General features: G+C 67.6%; 23 protein-coding genes. 9 read left to right on the top strand and 14 right to left on the bottom strand.

The genetic code is table 11. The features are described 5' to 3' along the window. Nucleotides 1–50: 50 nt before the first annotated feature. The gene (locus tag QMK28_RS18505) at nt 51–500 is read right to left on the bottom strand and encodes an ATP-binding protein (RefSeq protein ID WP_326439275.1); all 450 of its coding nucleotides are present in this window, start codon (nt 498–500) and stop codon (nt 51–53) included. 190 nt (nt 501–690) lie between these two features. Here QMK28_RS18505 and QMK28_RS18510 point away from each other — a divergent pair, with 190 nt between their 5' ends. The 5 genes from QMK28_RS18510 (at nt 691) to QMK28_RS18530 (ending at nt 3,804) form a co-directional block, all read left to right on the top strand. Continuing rightward, on the top strand, nt 691–1,578 hold the full coding sequence (locus QMK28_RS18510; RefSeq protein WP_326439277.1) for a helix-turn-helix domain-containing protein: 888 nt from the start codon (nt 691–693) through the stop codon (nt 1,576–1,578). Nucleotides 1,579–1,593: 15 nt separating this feature from the next. After that, on the top strand, nt 1,594–1,788 hold the full coding sequence (locus QMK28_RS18515; protein ID WP_326439279.1) for a DUF397 domain-containing protein: 195 nt from the start codon (nt 1,594–1,596) through the stop codon (nt 1,786–1,788). 94 nt (nt 1,789–1,882) lie between these two features. Next, complete coding sequence (locus QMK28_RS18520; protein WP_326439281.1) at nt 1,883–2,083, top strand: DUF397 domain-containing protein; 201 nt, start codon at nt 1,883–1,885, stop codon at nt 2,081–2,083. A gap of 346 nt (nt 2,084–2,429) precedes the next feature. After that, entirely contained in the window at nt 2,430–2,990 is a 561-nt protein-coding gene (locus QMK28_RS18525) for a hypothetical protein (RefSeq protein ID WP_326439283.1), read from the top strand. 10 nt (nt 2,991–3,000) lie between these two features. Continuing rightward, the gene (locus tag QMK28_RS18530) at nt 3,001–3,804 is read left to right on the top strand and encodes a hypothetical protein (RefSeq protein ID WP_326439285.1); all 804 of its coding nucleotides are present in this window, start codon (nt 3,001–3,003) and stop codon (nt 3,802–3,804) included. 86 nt (nt 3,805–3,890) lie between these two features. Here QMK28_RS18530 and QMK28_RS18535 read toward each other — a convergent pair whose 3' ends face one another. From QMK28_RS18535 to QMK28_RS18595, 13 genes are all read right to left on the bottom strand, one after another. After that, complete coding sequence (locus QMK28_RS18535) at nt 3,891–4,541, bottom strand: helix-turn-helix domain-containing protein (protein WP_326439287.1); 651 nt, start codon at nt 4,539–4,541, stop codon at nt 3,891–3,893. 238 nt (nt 4,542–4,779) lie between these two features. After that, nucleotides 4,780–5,046 (bottom strand): hypothetical protein, encoded by a 267-nt coding sequence (locus tag QMK28_RS18540; RefSeq protein ID WP_283520154.1) that lies wholly within the window; start codon nt 5,044–5,046, stop codon nt 4,780–4,782. A 101-nt stretch (nt 5,047–5,147) separates the two neighbouring features. Next, nucleotides 5,148–6,590, bottom strand: coding sequence for a WhiB family transcriptional regulator (locus QMK28_RS18545; RefSeq protein WP_326439291.1), 1,443 nt, complete (start codon nt 6,588–6,590; stop codon nt 5,148–5,150). Nucleotides 6,591–6,822: 232 nt separating this feature from the next. Further along, nucleotides 6,823–7,632 carry a hypothetical protein gene (locus tag QMK28_RS18550; RefSeq protein WP_326439293.1) on the bottom strand — a complete coding sequence of 270 codons (810 nt, stop codon included), beginning with the start codon at nt 7,630–7,632 and terminating at the stop codon, nt 6,823–6,825. Further along, nucleotides 7,632–8,708 (bottom strand): hypothetical protein, encoded by a 1,077-nt coding sequence (locus QMK28_RS18555; RefSeq protein WP_326439295.1) that lies wholly within the window; start codon nt 8,706–8,708, stop codon nt 7,632–7,634. Before QMK28_RS18555 ends, QMK28_RS18550 begins: the two co-directional genes overlap by 1 nt. Next, nucleotides 8,705–9,316 (bottom strand): hypothetical protein, encoded by a 612-nt coding sequence (locus QMK28_RS18560; protein WP_326439297.1) that lies wholly within the window; start codon nt 9,314–9,316, stop codon nt 8,705–8,707. The genes QMK28_RS18555 and QMK28_RS18560 overlap by 4 nt, the downstream gene beginning before the upstream one ends. A 33-nt stretch (nt 9,317–9,349) precedes the next feature. Then, a complete protein-coding gene (locus tag QMK28_RS18565; RefSeq protein WP_326439299.1) occupies nt 9,350–9,979 on the bottom strand; it encodes a hypothetical protein in 630 nt (209 codons plus the stop codon). 56 nt (nt 9,980–10,035) lie between these two features. Next, a complete protein-coding gene (locus QMK28_RS18570; protein ID WP_326439301.1) occupies nt 10,036–12,186 on the bottom strand; it encodes a hypothetical protein in 2,151 nt (716 codons plus the stop codon). A gap of 139 nt (nt 12,187–12,325) precedes the next feature. After that, on the bottom strand, nt 12,326–12,847 hold the full coding sequence (locus tag QMK28_RS18575) for a hypothetical protein (protein ID WP_326439303.1): 522 nt from the start codon (nt 12,845–12,847) through the stop codon (nt 12,326–12,328). A 61-nt stretch (nt 12,848–12,908) separates the two neighbouring features. Beyond that, a complete protein-coding gene (locus QMK28_RS18580; protein ID WP_326439305.1) occupies nt 12,909–15,938 on the bottom strand; it encodes an ATP-binding protein in 3,030 nt (1,009 codons plus the stop codon). Nucleotides 15,939–15,945: 7 nt separating this feature from the next. Beyond that, nucleotides 15,946–16,473 carry a hypothetical protein gene (locus tag QMK28_RS18585; RefSeq protein ID WP_326439306.1) on the bottom strand — a complete coding sequence of 176 codons (528 nt, stop codon included), beginning with the start codon at nt 16,471–16,473 and terminating at the stop codon, nt 15,946–15,948. Nucleotides 16,474–16,535: 62 nt separating this feature from the next. Next, nucleotides 16,536–16,802 (bottom strand): TrbC/VirB2 family protein, encoded by a 267-nt coding sequence (locus QMK28_RS18590; protein ID WP_326439308.1) that lies wholly within the window; start codon nt 16,800–16,802, stop codon nt 16,536–16,538. 74 nt (nt 16,803–16,876) lie between these two features. After that, nucleotides 16,877–18,664 (bottom strand): conjugal transfer protein, encoded by a 1,788-nt coding sequence (locus QMK28_RS18595; protein WP_326439310.1) that lies wholly within the window; start codon nt 18,662–18,664, stop codon nt 16,877–16,879. Nucleotides 18,665–18,944: 280 nt separating this feature from the next. On the opposite strand from QMK28_RS18595, the gene QMK28_RS18600 reads away from it, so the two are divergent. The 4 genes from QMK28_RS18600 to QMK28_RS18615 all read left to right on the top strand — a co-directional run. After that, complete coding sequence (locus QMK28_RS18600) at nt 18,945–19,481, top strand: hypothetical protein (protein WP_326439312.1); 537 nt, start codon at nt 18,945–18,947, stop codon at nt 19,479–19,481. A gap of 46 nt (nt 19,482–19,527) precedes the next feature. Beyond that, complete coding sequence (locus QMK28_RS18605; protein WP_326439314.1) at nt 19,528–19,896, top strand: DUF4913 domain-containing protein; 369 nt, start codon at nt 19,528–19,530, stop codon at nt 19,894–19,896. Between the two features lie 227 nt (nt 19,897–20,123). After that, nucleotides 20,124–20,756, top strand: a complete 633-nt coding sequence (locus QMK28_RS18610) for a hypothetical protein (RefSeq protein ID WP_326439316.1) — start codon at nt 20,124–20,126, stop codon at nt 20,754–20,756. An 8-nt stretch (nt 20,757–20,764) separates the two neighbouring features. Next, a partial coding sequence (locus tag QMK28_RS18615; protein ID WP_326439318.1) for a hypothetical protein occupies nt 20,765–21,839 on the top strand: 1,075 nt, incomplete at its 3' end.

Consider the following 21,839-nt stretch of genomic DNA (forward strand, 5'->3'; position numbering starts at 1 on the left):
CGGGCGCCGGGAGCGGCTCGACCGGCCGCCGGGCCTGGCTGGGCCTGCCGTCACGCATCCTGCCGTTCGTGCTCGATCAGCTTGAACCACACGGCCTTCTCCGTGGGTTCGCAACCGCCGTAGAACGTTTCGCCCCACGCATCGGCGTACTGGTCTACGAGGAACAGGCCACGACCGTGCTCGCCGCTCGAACAGCACTCACTCGGATCGGGCAACGGATTCGGGCTGCCGTCGCGCACGTAGACCATGACGTGCCGAGCGTTCACCGTGACCTCGATCGTGATCACGGGGGTACGGGTGTGCAGGTGCGCGTTCGTAGCCACCTCGGACATGCACAACCGCGCGGCCTCGGCGAACTGCGGGTGCCCGGTCCCCCGGACCAGAGTGACAAGCCAATCGCGCGCCACACGGGGCGTGTTCGGCAGGTTCGGCGCGATGAACCGGTAGCTCGCGCTCGGCAGGGGTGCGCCAGGTGTGGCGGGTTCTACAGCGGTGGTCATGTCGTCGTCTCCCAACGAGGTCTGAGTCCATGGCGCACGCCATGCGTGGCAATGGCCGCCCCTGAAGACACGCCAACAGGCGTGCTTGCGGCTGCACTTCGGACTTACTGGCGTGCGTTGCGGTGCTGCCAGGACCATAGGGCATCCGGGATCAACATAGCTACCTCAAGCCGTAGCTATGTTGATCTGGGTGGACCCGACCCACCCGCAGGGGCACACTTGCGACATGCCACCCAGGACAGTCACGACAGCTCGGCAGCGGCGACTTGGCGCAGAACTGCGAAGACTCAGGGAAGGGGCCGGCCACAACTCCCGCGAAGCAGCGGTACTGCTCGGCATTGATCACACCAAGATCAGCCACATGGAAACGGCGCGCTTCGGCGTCAGCGGGGAACGCATCCGCGCCTTGGCTTGCGTGTACGGCTGCGATGATCAGGAATACATAGAGTCGCTGATAAAAATCGCCGAGGACCGCACGAAAGGTTGGTGGATCGAGTATCGAGAAACCCTGCCGGCCGATTTTCTCGACATTGCCGAGCTCGAACACCATTGCCGAGGTCTGCGCACATACCAAATTTCCCACATCCCCGGCCTTCTTCAGACCGAGGAACATATTAACGCCATCTTTTCCGAGACCGACCCTCCACTGCTGGGCGTCGATCTGGAAAGGCGCATAAATCACCGAGTTCGGCGACAGGAAATTCTGGAGAGAGAGTGGCCGCCGAATTACGAGGCAGTCATTCACGAGTCAGCGCTACGCATGCAGTTCGGCGGAAAGAAGGTTGCCCGCGCGCAGCTTGAACACCTCCTCGGAGTGAGCGAGCGTGAGCACATCACAATACAGGTGATCCCATTCAGTGCGGGAGGGTTCGCCGGATCAGGGCAGTCCATCTTTTACGCACAGGGCGACGTCGCCGAGCTTGACACCATCCAGCTCGATGCCACACACGGAGTCGCGTTCCTCGACTCACCCACCCAGCTGCGGAACTATCGCAACCTTCTGGACCGCATGAAATCAAAAGCTCTCCCGGCAGCGGACTCAAAAGACTTCATCCACAACATCGCACAACAATTGTGAGAGGCCAGGAAATACATGTCGGACAATCCTTGGCAGGAGTCGTCGTTCTGCCAATCGGGAAACTCGTGCGTCGGTGTCCGCCGCGATGGCGGAGCGCTCCACATGCGAGAAAGTGAGTACCCAGAGGAGGCGATCACCACGACCCCCGAGAGGATGCGCGCGTTCATCGTGGGAGTCAAGGCTGGAGAGTACGACCATTTGGTCCAATGACGCAAAGACGCCCCTCGTCCGCACGGCGAGGGGCGAGGCCCGAAATTCTTGACCGAGGCCCAATGCGTCGCAAAGGAAATGCGAGTCAATCGGTATGACCAACCCAATCAATTGGCACAAGTCCTCTTTTTCTGGGGCCGACAATAACCAGAACTGTGTCGAGCTCGCTGGCGTCAACGGCGAGATCAAGATGCGCGAGAGCGACGACCCAGCCCAGGTCGTCACGACGAGCCGCGAGAAGCTCCGGGCGTTCATCCTGGGCGTCAAGGCAGGCGAATTCGACGACTTGGTCTGACCATCGCCGAGCGAGCGCCCCCTAACCCCGCAGGTAGGGGGCACTTGGCATACGCCGGTGCAATTTTGGGACGCCCACCGTTGCGCCCAATCCCTGTGTAGCGCGACCGTCGCTGTACGTCGCCGCTCCGGGTCGATTCACAACAGGACCGCATCCAACTGCGGTGTGATTCACCCCGCCTCTGCACCAAGTCGCGGCGGAATTTTCCCGAGGTCTTCCCTTTCTTCCTGCTGGTCGCGGGGGGCACGACTGGGGTTGACCTGGGCCAGCGTCGCCCATTGAAGATCCTGAGGCGCAGCTGAGCGAAGGGGAGTGATGCTTCGAATAAGTGAGCTATACGCGGCGCGTGGTGGTGTCCATTGGCGGCGTGCTGGATATGCGGCACTGTCAGTTTTTCCGAACGCACAAAAGGATTCGCGTGCGCCGATTCACTGTCGTGTCTGCGGTGGCCGCCGGGCTCATGATGGTTTTCCCCTCACCCACGGCTGCTGCCGATCCCACCGCCCCCGGAGCCACACAGCAGACGTCCGACGTCGGCACGTTCGCAACCGTAGGTGACTACGTGCATATCTCGAGGGCAACCGACGGGCAGGACGCCTCCGCCCATGGGTGGTGGCAAGCCAAGTCAGGCCCGGCTCTCAAGCCCGGTGCGAAGGCAAAGGTGACTGTCTGGCTACAGGCGCAGGACACGCACGGGAAGTGGAAGGAAGTGGCGAAGAGGTCCAAGACTGTGCTGTCCGGGGGCGGCACCAGGAGGAGCCACCGGGCGACTGCCCGCAAAGCGTGCCAGGGCCCGCGTGAGACCTCTTGGCGCAGCATCATCGATGTGGACTTTCTCGGGGGCGCCGACTCGCCGAGGCGGCTCACCACCTCGGGCAGGAAGCTCAAGTGCGGTGCGGGACTGTAGCGAGGAAAACGTGAGAGCGATCGGTCTGGACGACCCGATGATCCTCGGGCTGCACGGGGTCTTTGTGCGGCATCCCTGGATCGACCAGGTCTCGGCCGGGTGCGACCTGGACGAGGACGTATTCTCTCTCGCGATCAACCGGGCCGCCGCCTACGGGTGGAGCTTCCCCCTCAGCTCGGACCGGGAGGAGGTGCGGGGACAGCGGTGGGGACACAACGACGCGGACGGCGACTGGACCGAGGACGGCAGCGTGCGGGAGCTCGCCTGGCTCCAGGTCGAGGTCGAGGATCTGCGGGGGCAGCGGCTTCCGGTGCTGCCGATGGCGACCGTCCTCGGGGACGGACTGCGTCGAGTCGGCACATTCCGGCTCACCGGGATGCACACCTTGGCCCCGGTGCACCTGGCTGCTGACGGCTCGGCCGAACTACGGGGTGCAGCGGCCTGGTTCCGGCTGGCCGACCCGCACCATGGCGTCGACCTCACTGTCGAAGTGTCCGCGCGGGCCCCGGACAGGCTCGCCGCCCGTGCCCCCGAGATCCTGGACCTGGTCCGGGAACGGAACTGGGCGGGTACGGGGATCGAGACGGCCCCTGCTGGACGTCCCCGGGATGGGCTCGCCGAGCCGGCGGAGGGGGAGATCCGGTACGGCGGGATGCGGCCCGCGCTCGCCCTCCGCTGCCGCGCCCCCGAGTGGTCCCTCAACGTCGCAGCGTGGGCGACCGACCTCCTCGTCGACGCCTTGCGCGCCGCCAGGACCGCCGAACGCGTCCTCATCACCGTCACCGTTCCCGCTGGGGAGCCTCAGGGAGGATGACACCCTCTTCACCCACTGGTGACAGGTAGAGCACTGACCGGCCCCGCCCAGGGCCACCGCCGACCGGTAGGTCTCCCCCGGCTGCCTCAACTCACCGCTTGCCGCGACCCGTCGTCGTCATCGCGCCGCCCGCGCGCGCTGGGCTTGGCCCGCAGGTGCACCCGTTCGCCCTGCCGGCCGAAGAGGCTCAGCATCTCCACGGGATGGTCGTCCGCGCTGCTGAACGCGTGCGGCAGCCGGGTGTCGAACTCGGCGGCCTCGCCCGCGACGAGCACCAGATCGTGATCGGCCAGCACCAGCCGCAGCCGGCCGGACAGAACGTAGAGCCACTCGTAGCCCTCGTGGGTCTTCGGCTCGGGGGCCTGGCTCCTTCCGGCCGGTCCCACGGGCCCGCCCGGAAGGATCATCTTGAACGCCTGCAACGCGCCCGGCTGCCGGGTGAGCGGCAGTGCGGTCGCGCCGTTGCTCAGCTCGCGCGGGGTGAGGCGCACCCGGGGATCGCCGACCTCGGGCGCACCGACCAACTCGTCGAGGGGCACTTGGTACGCGCGGGCGATCGGCAGCAGCAGTTCCAGGTTCGGCCGGCGACCGCCGGACTCCAGCCGGGACAGCGTGCTCTTCGAGATGCCGGTGGACTCGGACAGCACGGCCAGGGTGATCCCGCGCTCCGTCCTGAGCCGCGTGAGTCGGGGGCCGACCTCGTTCAGGACGTCGTCGATCTCGGGTGTGCGGTCCATGTCCGCTCGCGCCTCCTCGTGGCTCCTCGCGCCTCCTCGTGGCTCCTCGCGGCTCCTCGATTCGGAGCGGGGCTGTTCCGGTGCGAGCCTGTTCCGGTGCGAGCCTGCCCGGTGGGAGCCGGTTCCGGTATTGGCAAGAGATGTTGCCACAGCGGACGAGGCGGCGCGGGCTCCCGGGCTCCGTGCGCGGGAGAAGTCGGTCAGCCCTCTGCTAGCCCAGTTACCCCAGCTACCCCAGTTACCCCAGCGACTCCGTCGCCCCGTCGAGATGAACCAGAATCCGGATCTCGCTCCCGAACCGGTCGTCCGTGATCAGCGCCGGCGTCGGCGCGCCCAGCTGCTGCGCGCGCTGCTGGAGGATCGAGAGGACGACGTCCTGGATGTCCCCGAAGGGCGGCGCGGTGACGGGCACCCCGTCGATCAGCGCGGCGTTCGGGGAGAACACTCGCACCGAGGCCCCACCGTGGGGGGCGGGGGCCGCTGCGGGCCGGGTCGTCTCGCTCATGGTGCGGTTGTCCTTCCGGAGCGGGCCAGGTTGCGGACCGAATCAGGGGTCGCGGACTGAATCAGCGGGCTGAAGCAGCGGACTGAATCAGGGCCCGCGTCTCAGGCGACGCGTACGTACGTACCTCGGGAGAGGCGCTTGAGCCGCCCCGCCTTGACCATCGCGGACAACACATTACTGACCGCCTTCGACGGGTCCCGGTACGGCCCCGGAGCGGACTCCTGGCGCGCACCGACCTCGTGCGTCACATCCTTGCCGGTGAACGGCTCGGCGATGGTGGCGACGGTCCGCTCGACGGCCGCGCGGATGCTCGGGGAAGGCTGCTGCGCGGGAATCCCGCTCAGGAGGACGCGGGGGCGCGCGCTGCCGGCGGGCGTTCCGGTCGCGGGGGCGACACCGGCCGACGCGCTCGCCCCGTCATGCCGCTCCTCGCCCTCGGCCACGTTCCCGCGCCCGTCCACCAGTTGCGCCGCCAGCGACCGTCGTGCCCCGCGTATCGCCTCCAGCTGCGCGCCGGATATCCCGCTGCCCGGCACCGCCGCCAGCATGGTCACAACCGTCTCCGTATTGGCGAGCGAACCGACGAGGCTGCGCAGCAGCGGCTCCAGGAACGCCTGTTGGAGGGCGGTCACCGGATCGCTCGTGGCCAACGCGACGGAGACCGAGCCCATCAGGCCGTTGTCGGCGCGGGGCGGCAGTTCGCCGGTGTCAGGGAGCAGCGACTCGACCACTCGGCGCGCCTGCCGGATGCCGTCGAGCACTTCGGCCGTCATTCCGCTGCCCGGCACAGTGGTGAGCATGGCGGCGAGCTGCTCGGCGCCGAGCGCGGCCGGGGCGGCGGCTCGCAGCAGCGGCCACAGCACGGCCTCCCTGACGGCCATCGCGGGATCGTCCAAGGAGAACGAAATCTTCCCGTCCGCCCCGACTGCCGCGGATTCCCGGTTCGGGTTCTGCAATTGCGAATGGGACGACTTATAGGGCGACTTGCCGGAGCGACTCAGCGGGCCGATTCCGAGCGAACCAGATTTCACCGGCGCGCTCCCGATGCGTACCGATACCCCGTGGTCCGCGGCCAGATACTCCTGCAACGCGTCGAACGCGTCGAGAATCGCGCCCAGTTCGGGCTGAGTCGACCCGGCGTGGCGCGAACGCTCCGCGTCGTCGTCCATCCGGGAGCGCATCAGCGCCAGCCGACGCGAGACGGTACTGCGGCTGCACCCGAGGCGGACGGCCATCTCCTGCTGACTCGCGTCGGGGTGCCGCCGCTGCTCGGCCATCAGATCGCCGAGGGTGACCTCTTCGCCGTCGGCGGAGCCCAAGTCGCCGTACTGGTCGCCCATCCGGAGCTCACGGCGGATCCACCGGCGGTCGTCGGCCGTGGTGGCCGCCGCGTAGCCGTACGGATCGGTGTGCAGCACGGCGTCCCTGAGGCACTCCGCCCACAGCGGGCAGGACGCGCACATCTCTCGCGCGGCGCCGGCGAGGGTGTCGAACGCCCGCATCCGGGAGGGTGAACTCTCCCCCTGGACCGGTGGGTTCTCCAACAGCGGATGCTGGAACACGTCCGCGCGGCGCTGGCATGGAAGTGACGTTGGCGAAACTGATGCAGAACTCGACGCAGACAGCGTCGTACGGCTGGCCGTACGCATGAATGAAATCCCCCGAGATGATCTTACGCTCGGGGGGACTCTATGGTATGAACGTTCGACCCTGCAAAGCGGAAGTAAACGCACACGATGGCACACACAGAGCCGACTCATTATCTTCACGAGTTGGTCAACTTCCTTTCCCCATACGGGCTGTGCCGCGGCCCAGAAGAGCCCGAGTCGCCTCCATACGTCGTCGCACCGCGGCGAATCCACGGCCGCGAATCATCAGAACAGCCACAATTCCCAGGAAACCAATCGGCACAGCAGCTGCCGGTACGAGAGCTCCGACGAATGACGCAATGACCAACACCACACCGGCGATCACCACGGTGACACCCCGTCGGCCGGGGTGATCCTTGACCATCCAAGCCCCGAGCAACGCCATTCCGGCGAGCGCCCAGTAGCCGAATACGGCCTGACCGCTCACCGCACTGCCCGAAACGCCGCGCGCGGTATCAGCGACCGCCGCCATGTTGCCGGTGACGGCCGCGGTGACCAACGTCGAAACGAGCGCAATCAGCAACTGCCCCCGCTTGCGCAGCAGCCAGCCGAGCAGAGCCAGCCCGAACACCAGGCACAGACCGACGAAGGCGGAGCCGCTCGACGACGCGACGTGGAACAGGGTGTACGCGGCGGCCAGCCCGAAGACGATCCGGGGCAGCAGCTTGACCGCGAGCTGATCGGAACTGTCCTGCCGGACGAGGCGGCGCAGCAGCGAGGGGAGGGCGGAGAGGCTTGAGGCCGCCTGGACTTTGCCCTTCACTGACTGCAGCCTTTTCCTCTGCTGCTGCCCCTGCCCTTGCCGCTCCGGTCCCTGCCGCTCCGGCGCGGGCGTGGGCTGTTGCTTCTCTTGTTCGGCCTGCTTCACGGGCTTGTCCTTGGTCTTCGTGTCCCGCAGCCGGCTGCTCCCGGCGCGCGCCTTCGGCGGCTGACTCATCAGAGGCCCTTCCCGGTCACGGACGCGCCGACGGCCGGCCCAGGAGGCAGCGGCGGGCTGGATGCGGGGGTCACGGGTCCCTTCGTGGCGGGCGTGGGCGTGGGCTTGGGATCGAATCCCGCCTGCCAGATGGGGGTCGGGGCGGTGGGGCCGGTGGGGGCTGTTACGGCTGGCCCCGAGGGGACAGAGGCGGTGGGTCCCGTGGCGGCTGGGCCGGTTGCGGCAGCGCCTGTGCCGGTGCCCTTGGCGGGTGGCGCGTTCATCGGCGTGACGCGCACATGGTTCTTGTCCGCCTCGGCGACGTCCGCGGACAGCTTGTCCAGAACAGCGGCCCGCTCGGCAGGCGGCTTGGCCGCGTACTCAGTGGGGTCGACATGCAGAGGCTTACTGTCCATGGCGAACTGCGCTTGGGCGCGGACCGCATCGGGGCCGAGTTCGTCCCGCGCGACGGCCGACCAGTGAGCCGGGGCCGGATACACATATTTAATCTTGTCGACGCCGACGTCCGGGTTGGCCCGCAAGGCGGGCAGTTCGGTGTTGTACAGCACGCTGAACGGGTGGGCGTTCTCGGCGAACACGGCGACCTCGCCCTTCGCGGTGTCGGCGTACTTCTCAGAGAGGACCGACCACGCGGTGGTGGCCAAAGCTTCGCCCTGTTCCCTGTCGAGGCCGAGGCCCGTATGGACGTCCTTGTCCCACAAGTGCAGGTTGCTCAGCGCCTGGCCACCTTGCGTGCCTTCCAAATAACGTGCCGAGCCCTCGACTTTCGCGTTCTCGGACTCGGCCCAGGCGGCGGCGAGGTATTCGTTGGACAACATCTGTCCGGGCGGAAGGTCCGGGTGTAGCACTTTGAAGGACCAGAAGGCCGATTTCACATCAGGGTTCGCTGTGGTGACCTTCATTCGGCGAGCCCGCTCGACGACGTACTCTTCGACGCCCATCCCCACTCGGTCGGCAGTCTTGATGAGACGCTCCGCCGTTCGCTCCCCCTGCCCGTCGGCCAAGGGGGCGCCAGCCGCCTCTCGCAGCTGTTTAGCCCGTTCCCCGATCAACATGGGTATCAGGTCCGAGCTCATACGGCGTCCTGGGGATGGCAGTCCAAGTCGATCACTACGCCTCGCTTGCCCACCCCACCGCGTGTGACGCCGCCGCTCCGAAGCTCCAGCGCGGTCACCCGGCCTTCGGCGCTCGCATCCCCCCACACGGCCAGCCGGCAAGGGTTACGGCTCCGCAGTCGTGTGTCACGGGACGGGAGCCAGTGCGCACCGTTCGGCGGTTCGGGAAACGCGGGATCGTCCCACGCCCCCGAGAACTCCGGTTCGCCAAGGACACTCCGGACTGCTGCCACGTATGCGGGCCAGGCCTCGCAGGCTCTTTCGAGGACTAGATCGTTCTCGTCTGATGCGTCGGCTCCCATGCTCCACGTCGTCCAGCCCAGGCTCTTGACCGGACTCCAGCCGCCGCCGATGACAGGATCCAGGCTCATCTTTCCGCCTGTCGCCGACCGCACGCTCAGGACCCGATCGCCGTCGATGGGCACCCAGCCGAAGATCGCGCACCAGTCGTCGAGGGCCTGCCCCGGGTTGGGCGGGCCGGCCCAGATGGCCGGCCAGTCAACGTGCTCAAGCCCCTTCACTTCCTCGGCCAGCTCCTGCGGTGACCGCTCAATCCTCAATGTGGGCATCGTGTTCCCGCCTTCTCCTCGTACGTGCGTACGTCACAGCAGCCAGACCGGTCCGTGGTCCTCAGGATCCGCCGGACCGTGGCAGGCGAGAGAAATACTCGCATCGGCGCGCGCCGGTCGCCCTGCGCTCCCGGTGCCGAGCAGCATCTTCAGCTCGAACAGCGGCGCTCCCGGCGTGGTGAAGGACCACGTCGCGACGCGGTGCGGGTCCTGGTTCTCCAGACGCCAGTCCGGGCCGTACCAGGGTCCGCGCCCCGGCAGCTCGGGGAAGTCCGGCGCGTCCCAGTCGCCGCACCACGTGGGCTCACTCAGCACCTCGCGCGCGGCTGCCAGATACGCGGACCAGCGCACTGCGGCCCGTTCCGTCACGCGGGCGTTCTCCTCCACCGCTTCGGCCCGCACACCCCAGGCCGTGTACTCGACCCGTGTCACCGGCCGCCCCGGAGCGACCGAAGCCAGGTACTGCCGACCGCCCCGCTCCGTGCGTACGTGCTGCCCCGCCTCGAACCACAACGGCTGCCACCCGAACGCGGCGCACCACGGCCCACGCTCCTCCTCGTTCACCGGCAGACCGCGCCACACGGTGTCCCAGTGCAATCCGGTGAGCGTCCACAGCTCCGCGCCGAGCTCCTGCGGGCTGCGGTCTGTGATCAGGGCTGCCACGGGGTCGGCTCCTCAGGTCGTACGGGCTGGTCGGGGAGCGGACGGCAACAAGCCCCTTACTCGGACACCCGGCCGTTCGGCCTGGGCGGAGCCGGCGGCGGCGGTTGCTGCTGCGGCGGCGGCTGGGGCGCAAGCGCGGGCTGCTGCCCCGGCACCGGCTGCGGGGTCGGCGGCCGGCCCTGGGGCTGGGTCGGTACCACTGGCTGCGGCGGCTGCTGGCCGCTCGAACCGCTCACCCTGCGCCGCGATGCGGGCACGGGTTCGGGCTGCGGCTGCTGCGGGTCCGGCTGACCGGGCGGTCCTCCTTGTCCCGGCGGCGGCTGCTGTTCCGGGTGCGTCAGCCCATAAGCACCCTTGCGCTTCTGACGATTGGTCTGGTCTATCCAGCCGCCCCTGGCCAGCTTGCCGCCGAGCAGCTTCCTGTCCGCGAAGCGCGTGGTGCCGGTGCCGACTCGCTTGGTCACGGAGCCGGTCACGGAGGCGGCCGTCCCTACGACACGACCCCCCGCCTGCGCCGCGCTGGCAGGCGCACGCTGCGCCTTGTCGATGAGTTTGTTACTGCCCATCTCGCCCATCTCGCGGATGCCGAGCGAGTCCTCCGCGCCCGCGATCTTCGCGCTGAAGTTCCCGGAGAGCAGCTTCTTCAGCATCATCACCACCGCGACGGTCACCAACAGCAGCAGCAATAGCTGCATGCCGAGGGCTATTTGCGCGGGAAGAATCATTTGGTACAGCACGAGCAGCACGGTGAGAATGACACCGAATCCCGCCCGCAGCACAAAGCTGTGGATGAACGTCTCCAGCCAGCCCTTCAACAGCTTCTGCTGCGATGGGTGAATTCCCAGAGTGGCGACAAGCGGCAACAGAATGACCAGGATCAGGGTGACGGCATGCCAGAGCAGGGTCATTATGCTGAGCACGATGACCATCAGGCCCACGATCAGGGCCGCGACGATCGAGTAGAAGGCGATGCCGACCCGGTTTCCAGCACTCTGCCCCGACCATTCCTTGAGGAAGTCGCCGTGGTCGTCGTTCGCCACTTCCTTGCGGATTTTCGTCCAGTCGTTGAATTTGTTGTTCAGGTCATCGTCGCTGAACGCGTCCTTGTTCGTCTTCGACTGCGCGACGGCCTGCCGCACCCGGAGGTCTTCGCATCGGGCGCCCTTGCCCCACTTGCATACCTCACCGGGGTTCTGCGCTGCGCAAACCGTCGTGTCGTCGATGATGCAGTCCTTGCCCGCATCACCGAATTGACCGAGGGCCCACGGCCGGAAAGCCAGCGTGTCGTACATGGCGCAACTCGACACTCGCAGGCCCCGATTGTACGTTTCCTTTCTTTCTGCTTCCTTTTTTTTCGCTTTCTTTTTTTTCGAGTCCTTGGCGTCCGTATCCTCGCTCTCCAGGACGTTATCCGGAAGGTCGCACGGTGGCTGCATTTTGCCTGACACGCCGCTGAGGACGGCCTCGGCGAGCAGTGAATTCGCCTCCGCGATACCCGAGTCGGCGGTTCTCACAACCTTGTCGTAATTACCACCGACGGTAAACGCCATCACGGCGACGATGGTCAGACTGGCCCATGCCACACCCGCCCAGACCTCGCGCATGTCACCCTTGCGCCACTTCGTGAACACCCAGAGGCCGGTCAGCGCGATCATGACCGGGATAGCGGGGCGCAGGACGTTCTCCCTCAGCGTCTTGACGACATTGTCCCGGCCCTCGTACAGGCCGCTGAGCGGGCTCGGGTTCGACGCCGACTCCTTGATGGAGATTGCCGAACGGGTCAGGATCTTGGTCCCGTTGAAGATACTGTCGGCGATGCCGTTGTTGACGTAGTCCATGACGCTGCACTCATCCGCGCCACTGCCCCACTCGCCGTTGTCCTCTTTCGCGTCGCCCCTTCCTTTGAAGGTCATCGACCAATTGAGACCACGCATGCCGTTGAGCTCGTACAACGTGTACTGATCGGCCGGGTCGGGCATCTTCACCGCGCCACTGACGGTACCGTCCCGCACCTGCTCCGTCAGCGTAGTCTTGTGATTCTTCAGCAAAGACTTCCCGGACTTGGCGTTCCTGTCCCATTGCATGACTGCGGGCATAATCGATTCGCCGTTGGTGCCCGGCGTATCCATCTGGTAGCTGTCGTCGCCGGTGATGTCGCACGAGAACCCCGCGTAGGCCGGTGCCGGAGTGGCCAGCGAAAGGGCCATCAGAGCCAGTATCAGGAACAGGCCGGCTCGGGCTGCGACGCCAGCCTTGATGAGTCTGTGGCGCGCCGCACGACGCGGGAGCATAGAGATTCCTCTGGATGAGAATGGGCGGAGAGAATATGCCTGAGCCTGTGGAGCTTCAGTCAGTCGGCATGTAGTCGGTCAGCAAACAGCCGTCGACCAGCGCGTTCTTCTTCACGTAACCGCTCGGCACCTTGAAATCAGAGTCGCAGGTGAAGAGAAGAGTGCCGGATTCTTTCAGCTCCATGGCCGTCTGCTCATTCGACGGAATGAGCGCGAAGTCCTGACCGATCAAGAATTTGCCACCTTCCCCTTTGGCCGCGTCCCTCTTGTTCGCGCTCTGGAACTTCTTCATATTGTCGATGGAGAGCAGCGTGATGCTGTCGCTACGACCGTCGTCACAGACCGCTCGCTCCTTGATCGCCCAGGAAGGATCCTCGGCCTCCGAGCTCATGTATCCGCTCTCGGAATCCATCTCCAGTCCACTGCATGTGGTGTATTTGTTTGCGAACTTCTCAATCCCTGCCATATCGCCCGCGATCGGCAAACCGTTGTCCTCCGACCCGTCACTGCCGCAACCGCTGACCCCGGCCACAACGGCGAGCGCTCCGGCGAACACGAAAAACTTCCTGACCCGCATGGGCGATTTCCTTAAGTTTCCTGCTCGGCAGCGGGACCACGTCATGGGTCACCGCTGATTGCTACTGAACGGCAGTGCCCGCCGCGACGCCGGCCCCCGCCGCGCCCCCTGCGGCAGCACCCGCCTGCGCCTGCGCCGCCGCCCGGCTCGCCAGCACCGCCGGGTCCTCCGCGGCCTCCTGCATGAACGTCCAGTCCCACACGTCCACCGGCGGGTCGACGGCCTGACGGGCCGCGCGGGTCGTGCCGTTGGTGTCCGTCGCGGCGAGGATCTCCTTGAAGACCAGGTCCACCGCGACCGTGCCCACCCGCTTGTCGACGTCACGCTGCAGGCAGACGCCCGTACGGAGTTCCTGCATCGCCGCGATGACCTTCGGGTCGTCCTCGGGGCGGCCGAGCAGCGGCGCGACCAGGGATGCTTCCTGTGCGGACTTCTGCTTGAAGGCGAAGACCGTGTGGATCTGGTTGGCGCCGCCGCTGCGCGCCTCGGAGTCCTCGATCTGGACCAGGTCGATCGCCTGTTGGGTGATCAGGACCGTCACCGCGAGATACGAACGGCCCTGCTTGAGCGCCCGGCGCATCAGGTCGCGACCACTCTCGGTCGCGGTGACGACGTACGCCTCGTCGACGAACAGCGCCTTGGGGCGCAGGCCGATCTCACCGGTGACGGGGTTCTTCTCGTAACCGACGTCCAGCATCTGGCTGCCCAGCTCGACGACCGCCATCAGCGCGGTGGCCGCGAGCCGTTCCGCCGGATTCCAGTTCTTCGGGTCGGAGGCAGCCGGGGCCTGGAAGCCGCGCAGGGTGATGACCGTGCGCCGCTTGCGCATGCTCGACAGCGTCTTCGGGTGTTCCGCGAAGGCCAGCCGGGCGTACGGCAGCGTGCGCAGCTCGGTCAGCAGCATCTGGGCGAGCTTGAGCTCCTTGACCGCGTCGCGGTCTCCGGCCTCGACGGCCTGGTCGTAGGCGCGTACGACCTCGTCGACGACCTGCCACAGCGTCGGCCGCGGCACTTGCTGCTCGGCCTCGCGGGCCGTCAGCCCCTGCTCCACGGCCCGCCGGACCGCGGAGTTGTACCAGCCGACGGTGGTGGCCATGCCCTCGATGATCGGCAGCCGCACCCGCTGGTAGTCGTCGTCGCCGAGGAAGCCCCGCAGCATGCTCTCCGCGAGCAGCCGGCCGGAGGCGACGTCGCGCGCGATCACCCAGGGGTCGAGCACGCCCGCCTGGCCCTTGAGCAGGTCGACGACCTCGGTCTCGTCCCAGAACTCCCGGTTGATCGGCCGGAAGCGGCTCTCCGGGGTGTCGAGGAGGCCGGATTCGGCGTCCGAGGCGAAGTCCGGGTCGTTGACCTGCGCGCCGTAGCCCAGGTAGTAACACAGCTGCGCGAAGTCGGTCTTGGGGTCAATGACCAGGCACCGGACGCCCGACTCTGACTCCTCGTAGAACTTCTGCAGGGCGAGCGAGGACTTGCCGCCGCCGGACGCGCCGACGATGGCCAGTCCGCCGCCGTCGTTGCGGGCGGGGCCGACGTGCAGCGAGTAGTGCACCGGCATCTTGCCGGCCCAGCCGACGAGGTTCCCGACCCAGCCGAGCTTCTTGCCCGAGCGGTGCTCCGGGTTGTCGCCGATCTCTGTTCCGGCGGTGGGCAGACCGGCGCCCAGCTGCTCGACCTCCTGAAGCCGCAGGTACGGCGCGATCGGCAGCTTCGGCGCGTCGCCCGGGAGCTGCGACTGGAGCAGCCGCCACTGCTGGCGGGTGGGCCGCAGCAGCGTCACCTTCAGGTCCTGCTTGAACTGCATCTCCAGGACGCGCCGACGCCGTTCCAGCTCCTTGGGGTCGGACGCGGAGATGGTGAAGCGGATCTGCGCCTCCATGCCCGGCATCTTGTGCTCGTCGATGTCCTCGCACAGGTGCTGGGAGCGGGTGACCTGGCTCGCCAGCTTGGTGTCCGGCTGGCGGCCGGAGTTGGCCATGTCGTTCATCTCGTCCACGAGGTTCCCGCGGATCTTGTCGGCCCGGCCCTTGAACTTGAGATACGGGATCAGGGTGAAGCGCATGTCGATCTCGACCGGGAAGTCCACGTGCTGAGCGGCGTAACGGGCCCACGCGGTGCTCTGCCGGAAACGCGTCTCGGCGGGCCAGCTGGCCGCGACCAGCGTGGTGGTGTAGCTCGTCTGCCGCTCGCCCGTCACCTCGTCGAACTGGTGCAGCACGATGTGGGTCTTGCGGTTCTCCCCGGAGAAGTCCACGACCAGATCGAACTGGTCGGGGCCCCAGGAACGGCTGCCGAGCACCGGCTCGGGCGGCACCGGCAGGTCGCCGTGCAGCGGCTTGCGGATGAGCCAGACCAGCTCCTCGCGGGTCAGCGGCGCGCCGTGCAGCCCCTCCAGGCTCTCGTGCACCTCCGTGGCGACCTGGGTCCACTCGGCGAGCACGCTCGGGGACAGGTACTCGTCCGAGACACCCGTCGCGGCCGAGGTCGCCTTGTCCGAGGCGCCCCGCACCCCGCGCAGCAGGCCGGGCTCGTCGTGCGGCTCGTCGTCCTCGGGAAGGACGCCGTTGCCGCCCCGCTTGAGCGAACCGATCTTGACCAGCAGGACGTTGCGCTCGCGCAGCGCCCCGATGCGCTCCTGGTACTCGGCCTTGCGCAGGTTGTACGCCTTGTAGTTCTCGGTCGGATCCCAGGCCACCGCGTTGAGCTCCTCGGCCCAGTTGAGGGCCGTGATCGGCTGGTAGACCTTGCGGTAGTGGCACTCGACATTACGGTCGCCCCGCGCGAGGTTCAGCAGCCCGCGCGCCGGGCCCTCCGCCATCGCCTGGAGTTCGGACGCGTTGAGGTACTCGTCGATGGCGGTCGGCAGCACCAGGCCGGTCCATACGGAATCGCCGTGCACGAAGATCGTGTCGTCGGCGTACCGGTACGGGAGCCGCAGGTCCTCGCGGGGGGCCTTGGCGGCCGCACCCTGGCGGTTGGATTTCTGCCGTGTGGCCTGGCCCTGGCCCTTGCCCTTGGAGCCGGAACCTGCGGCCATGACCAGGGCGACCACGAAGAAGGCGGCCGCCCCGCCCAGAAGGATCATCATGAACATGGAGGAGTCATCCCGCGGTGGTGTCGGACAGGCTTCCGCCCGGCGTGCTGCGGGCGGTCCCTGCGGAGAACGAGGTGCCGCGCTCGGCGGCGGCCCGGCGAGCCGCGTCGTAACGCGAATGCCACCGGGGTGAGCCCGGCTGCCAGAGGATGACCTGCCAGTGCAGCTCCTCCGGCTCCCGGTCGGCGGCGAGCCCCTGCAAGCGTTTGGGCTGGAACCAGTAGTCGGCCCAGACGACGAGCTGTTGGCTCAGCGTGAGCGCCGAGGGCAGCGGCCTTCCCCAGACGAAGTAGACCGCGAACGGCGGGCCGATGTAGAAGATCGACGTCCACATCGACATCCCGAGGAAGGGGAGGAAGGCCGACAGTGACAGCAGGGCGACCAGCCACAACAGGCCGAATCCGAAGGCCGCGCCCAGCGCGGGCAGCAGCAGACCGGGAAGCGGGATGTTGCCCCAGTTCCAGATGCGCTTCGGGCGGTTGAGCAGATCCGTGTGGTCGTAGGCGACCATCGGCTCGGGTGCTTCCTGCGCCATCAGCCGCTCCCCTCAGTTTCTGGTGGTTCGGAATCGGGAAACGGTAGACGTGGTCCGCCGGCTCAGCCCTTCTTGCCTCCACCGATCTGCTCACCGAGGCCGATCAGCACGGCCGCGAGGCCGGTGGCGCCCCCGATGATCAGCGCGGCAAGCGCGATCATGCCGAATCCCTGGAACGCCTCGCGCATGCCGTCACCGCGCTTCATCGACATCAGCATCCGGATGCCGAGGATGAGCAGGGCGATGACCGCGACCATCGTGCCCGCGTTGGTCAGGATCTTTTGGATGTTGTCGAACATTCCATCGAGGTCTTGCGCTGCCAAATACATGACTGTTCCTTTCGAAGGATTGAGTGCGGAAAAGTGGTGCGCGCCGCAGCCGGCCAGCGGGAGCCGGACAACGGTCAAGACTTTCGGTGCTTGCCGGAGGGGGACTGCTTGGCGGACGGCTTGGTCTTCTTGCCGCCGGTGCCCCCGCCGTCGTCCCCGGTACCAGCCCCGCTGTCGGAGCCGGTGGTGGCCTCTTCGGTGGGCGGCGCGGCCTCGCCCTCGTCGGCGCTGCCGCCCTCGGCGTCCAGGACGCCACCGTGGATGTCCCTGATGAACCAGCCCTGTTCGGTGTTCACCACGGTCACCCGGTACGAGCGCCGTACGGCCGTACCGTTGGGGCCGGTCCAGCTCAACGCCACCAGTGCCTGTACCGGCTGATCGGCCTTGTAGGTGTACGACTCGGAGTCCTCGAACCCCTTCGGCGCCAGCGCCACGACCTCATTGATCGTCGGGTCCGACAGCGAGGCCCGCAGACCGGCGGTCGCCGCCTGCGTCGCGTCCGGGGTGGTGAACCGGGTCATCGCCGTGGCATCGGACTGTCCCCATGCCTCGAAGTAGCCGGGCAGCACCTTCTTCTGGAGCTGCGCGGACAGCGCATCGTCGGTCACCTGGTCGTCCTCGTCGAGCCCGGGCACGGTTCCGTGTGAGGGCAGCGGCATCTCGCCGACGTCGCCGGCCACCCGCAGCCCCTCACCGTCGGCCAGGCCCTGCACGTACACCGGCACGGTCAGCGTGGTCAGGGCGCCGTTGTCCAGCCGCACCTGGATTCCGAGATAGCGGCCATGCGCCCCGTACTCCGGAAGCTTCTCGACGGTCCCGTCCCAGTTGGCGGAGACCGCCTTCTGTGTGCCCTGGCCGTCCCAGCCGCAGTCGGCGTCCACGCCGGCGGAAGCGAATCGTGCCAGGTCCTTCTGCCGGTCATCGATGGTGTTCGGCGCGTACGTCATGCAGAGCAGGGCGTAGTGCTCCGCGAAGGTGGCCGCCGCCTGCATGGGGAAGTCGGTCAGCCGGTACTTGGCGGCTTCCTTCGCGTCCAGGTCGGCTGCTTGCGGGCTGGACGACTTGCCGGCCAGCAGTCCCATCACGCCACAGGAGCCGAGCGCGAAGACGCACGTGGTGATCAGCAGGGTGGCGCGCAGGGCGACGTGGGTACGGCGACCGCCGGCGGGGATACGACGGCCCGGCTGGGGCACGTCGAAGGCTGCGCCGCGGCTGGTCGGTCGCGACGGCGGCGCGGTGGTGGCGGAGTTGGCCGGGGTGGTCGGGGTGGTCGGGCTCGCTGCGGAGTGTTGCTGGTGCTGCTGCGGGGGCGTGGCGGGGTGCTGTGACGCGGGGGCTGCGAGAGGCGTCTGGCCGATGGGAGCCGTACGAGGCGTGGTGCTGCCGGATGCCCCTGCGGCGGTGCCGCCGCCCTGCTTACGTGCCTCCCGAGCCGCCTTCTTGCGCTCGTACTCCGCCTTGCGCTCCGCCTTCGCCTGGTCACGCTTCTCCCTCTTGGAGTCCCCCGCGGAGCGGGAGTTGCGCGGCGGCAGCGTCGGAACGGCCGCTTGGCCTGTAGGCATTCCGACCTGCGGCGCACTGCGGACCCAGGCCGCGGCTACTTGCGCGCGAGCGGCGTCCGAGGGCATCTGTTGCGGTGGTTGCTGCGGATGCTGTTGCTGCTGCGGGTGCTGTGCCTGCTGCTGTTGATACGCGGGGGACTGCTGGGCGTACTGCTGTCCCGGAGGCGCGGCCTGCGGGCCGGGCTGCTGCGGACCTGCCTGCTGGGGTCCGGGCTGCTCCGGAGGATGACCGAAGGATGCGGGGGGCCCAGCGGGCTGGCCTCCGCCGACCGCGCCAGCAGGGCTGTTGTGGTCTGTCATCGAGTCGGTCTCTCCAACGCATTCAGTCGCCGGCCGCCTCACGGTTCGTGGCGGGCGGGCCCCGGTCCAGCCAGGTGCGTCGGCAGTTTGGCAAACACCTGTCGCAGGACCGTCTCCCCTTTCCTCGCAGGACAGCCGCGAGGAAAGTCCGAGGAATGTGGGAGGTGAACCGAGCCGCCCCGAAACGGCACCGCTGACACAGTCCTCGGCCAGACTGCACGCGGCCACCCGCCCCCGTGACACGCCCCACCGATCTGACGGCCCCTCCGAAGGACAAGAGTTGAGCGACCAGTACGCGCACCCGCAACCGACCGATTCGGGTGCCTGGGGCTCAACCCAGCCTCCCGCTCCAGCACCCGCTGCCGCCACCACGCCGCCGGCGGCGATGGAGCCGCACCCCGCCCCGCCTGCCCCCGCGCCCCCGGTGCTCACCGCGCAGCACGTGTGGGTCGACGGCTACGAGCCGGGCAATCCTTGGCAGGCCAGGCTCTGTGTGCAGTCCCCTTACGGCACGGTCGTCTATCCGCTGACCCCCAACACCATGCCCGAACTGCTCGAAAGCCTGGTCGTCGTGGCCCAGGAGCAGCAGGGGATACCGGTCGGATTCGAGGAAAGCGACGCCGCGCCCGAGACCGACCGGGCGGACGGGGCCGACAGGCAACAGGACGCCGGAACGCCCGTGCACAGCGGTCGCGCGGCCCGCGTGACGGGTTGGGCCGTGGTCCACGAGCTCTGGGAGCGGGAGGACCCCACCGCTCGGCTCATCATGGGCGCCGTGGTGATCGGTCTCCTGCTGCTGGGCGTCTTCCTGGCCTGACGCCCAGCACTCACCTCCCGCACGCGCCGAAGAACGGACGCTCCCGATGACCACCGCAGAGCCCGCTGCCCAGGAAGAAGAGGCGGAGTTCCTCTTCGCCGATGTCTACGTCTTCGTCTCGGACTATCTCTCCCAGGTCATACGAAGGCGCACCAACGGCTCCATCGCCACGTGGTGCCCGCGCTGGTGGGAACACCCGGAAGCCGGCGCCCGGCTGTCCGCCCTGTGGCTCGCCTTCGAGCACCTCCGCCATGACCCGGCACTCGGCATGTCCACCTGGTGGCTCCACCACGCCGACCCGCACCTGCGCGTCCTGATGGACACCGACCTCGGCCCCTTCGCCGCCTGCTCCCCGAAGGACGGCCACACGGCTTACCCCTTCGACCCCTTGCCGGTGGATCCGCATACGCCTTGACGAGACCCTGCCCCGACTCCCTTAGGGAGCTTTCCGTGCGCATCAAGCACATGGCCGCCGCCACTATCACCCTCCTCGCTCTCACCGCGACCAGCGCCTGCGACAGAAAAACGAGAAAGCGTTCGTCGACGGTTGCATCCTGAGCGACTACGTCACCTGACCGTTCTGTACCGTCAGCTCGACACCATGATCCGGTGATCGACGACTCCCGACCGGAAAGGTCCCCCGTGCCGACCGCACTCACGAACCGTGCCCCGCAGGACCTCGCAGCCGTGCTGAGCACACTCATCGCTGTCGACTGGCCCACCATGTGGTCCCCCCCGAGGCCGGGTGAGCAGCTCACTTCCTGGTGCGCGCGGTACGGCTGGACGCCACAGCCGTCGGATCGCGAACTCGCCGTCGCCGCCGCGGACGGCGCTCGCTTCTCCTTCTACGCGACGCCCGGCGGCACGTGGGCACCCGTCACGCTCATCAGTCACGTCGCCTGGGAGATCGAGGCCGACGCCCCTGCGGAGAACAACGCCGTACTCGCCCACGCGGCGCAGGTGTGGCCCGACTTCCTCAATGCCGCTCGGGGTGTGCTCGGCGAGCCCGCGTGGAGCGGTGCCTGGAACTCGCCGGGCTTCCCCGGGTTCCCCGATACAGCCCACGCCTACTGGCCCACTCCCGACTTCCGCATGAGGGAGCAGGATCCGCACCGGATGGCCTACTGGCGTCCGGCGGACCCGACGCTGCCCACGCTCGTCCTCACCGTGAACGTCGCCTTCACCGCTTCCCGCCCCCAGGAACCCGGTGGCGCCGGGCTCACGCTCAGCGTCTTCTCCCCGTCAGCGGGCCACGAGAATAACGACGGTTCATGACCGGACATGTGACACCGAAGCTACTCCAGGACGCGATCGCGCTCCGCGATGCGCATCTCGACTCCATCCCGCGCGACACCGACCAAGCCGCAGCTGTGAAGGACCGGATTCAGGCCGCGGTATCCAACGTCAACGACGCCCGGAACAAGGACAATGAACCTCCGCTGAGCACTTCGGACTACCTGATCGCGCGAGCCTCGGAGGCCGACTTCTCTCCGCCGCGACCGGATACGACGATCGCGTTCTGGTCTCATGGGGTCCAGCGGGACGATCTGCCCCCGGAAATCGACCACGCGTCCGCACCGGACCTGCTCTCCTTCAGGTACGTAGCCCAGGCGTGGGCGAATGAGCAGAACAAGCTCGACGAGGGCTCCGCCCAGGTTCTGGAGAGCACTCCCGGCGGGTCGGAGCTGGATTCGTACCATCTGTTCGAGCAGCCCGTGCGAACTGCGCTCTGGGGCCGCAGCGCGGACCGGGAAGGTACCCGGGTATCGGGTGCGGTCTGGGACGGAGCCTCCGCCCAGTACGCTGCGGCGGCCTCATCCAAGGTGGCCGTCTTCGCCTCGGACCTCGCCCCGTGGACGATTCTCTACAAGACCGAAATGTCCCGTCTACGCAATGACCCCAACGTGGGACTGGACAACATCCATTTCATGGTCGATCCGTCCCAGGAACGGCTTGAAGGGCTTCCCCCGGAAACCCAGGCCCTGCTCTCCGATGACCGGGTCCGCGCCCAGGCTCACTATTTCCCGTACGACGAGACGGACCCCAAGATCGGCCCCGAGTGGAGAGCCGGCTATCTGGATCTCGAAAAACTCAAGGCCAACTCCTCTGTGGAAGGCCAGCGCGCAGCCGTCCTCGAAGTCTGCGCACGCGTCGCCGCACTGGACGGTCGTGACGCCGATGTCAAGCAGCTCACCGAAGAAGTCGCAGCCCTGCGCGTCGCGGAGGCCACAGCGGCGAAGAGCAACGCCGCCGAGGCGAGCATGCCCACTGGCCCCACCGCTGAGGCAACCACGCCCACCGGCCCCACCGGCCCCACCGCCGAGGTGACCACACCCGCCGGCCCCACCCCCCCCCCCC

The organism is Streptomyces sp. H27-D2 (assembly GCF_035828615.1).
Classification (GTDB): Bacteria; Actinomycetota; Actinomycetes; order Streptomycetales; family Streptomycetaceae; genus Streptomyces.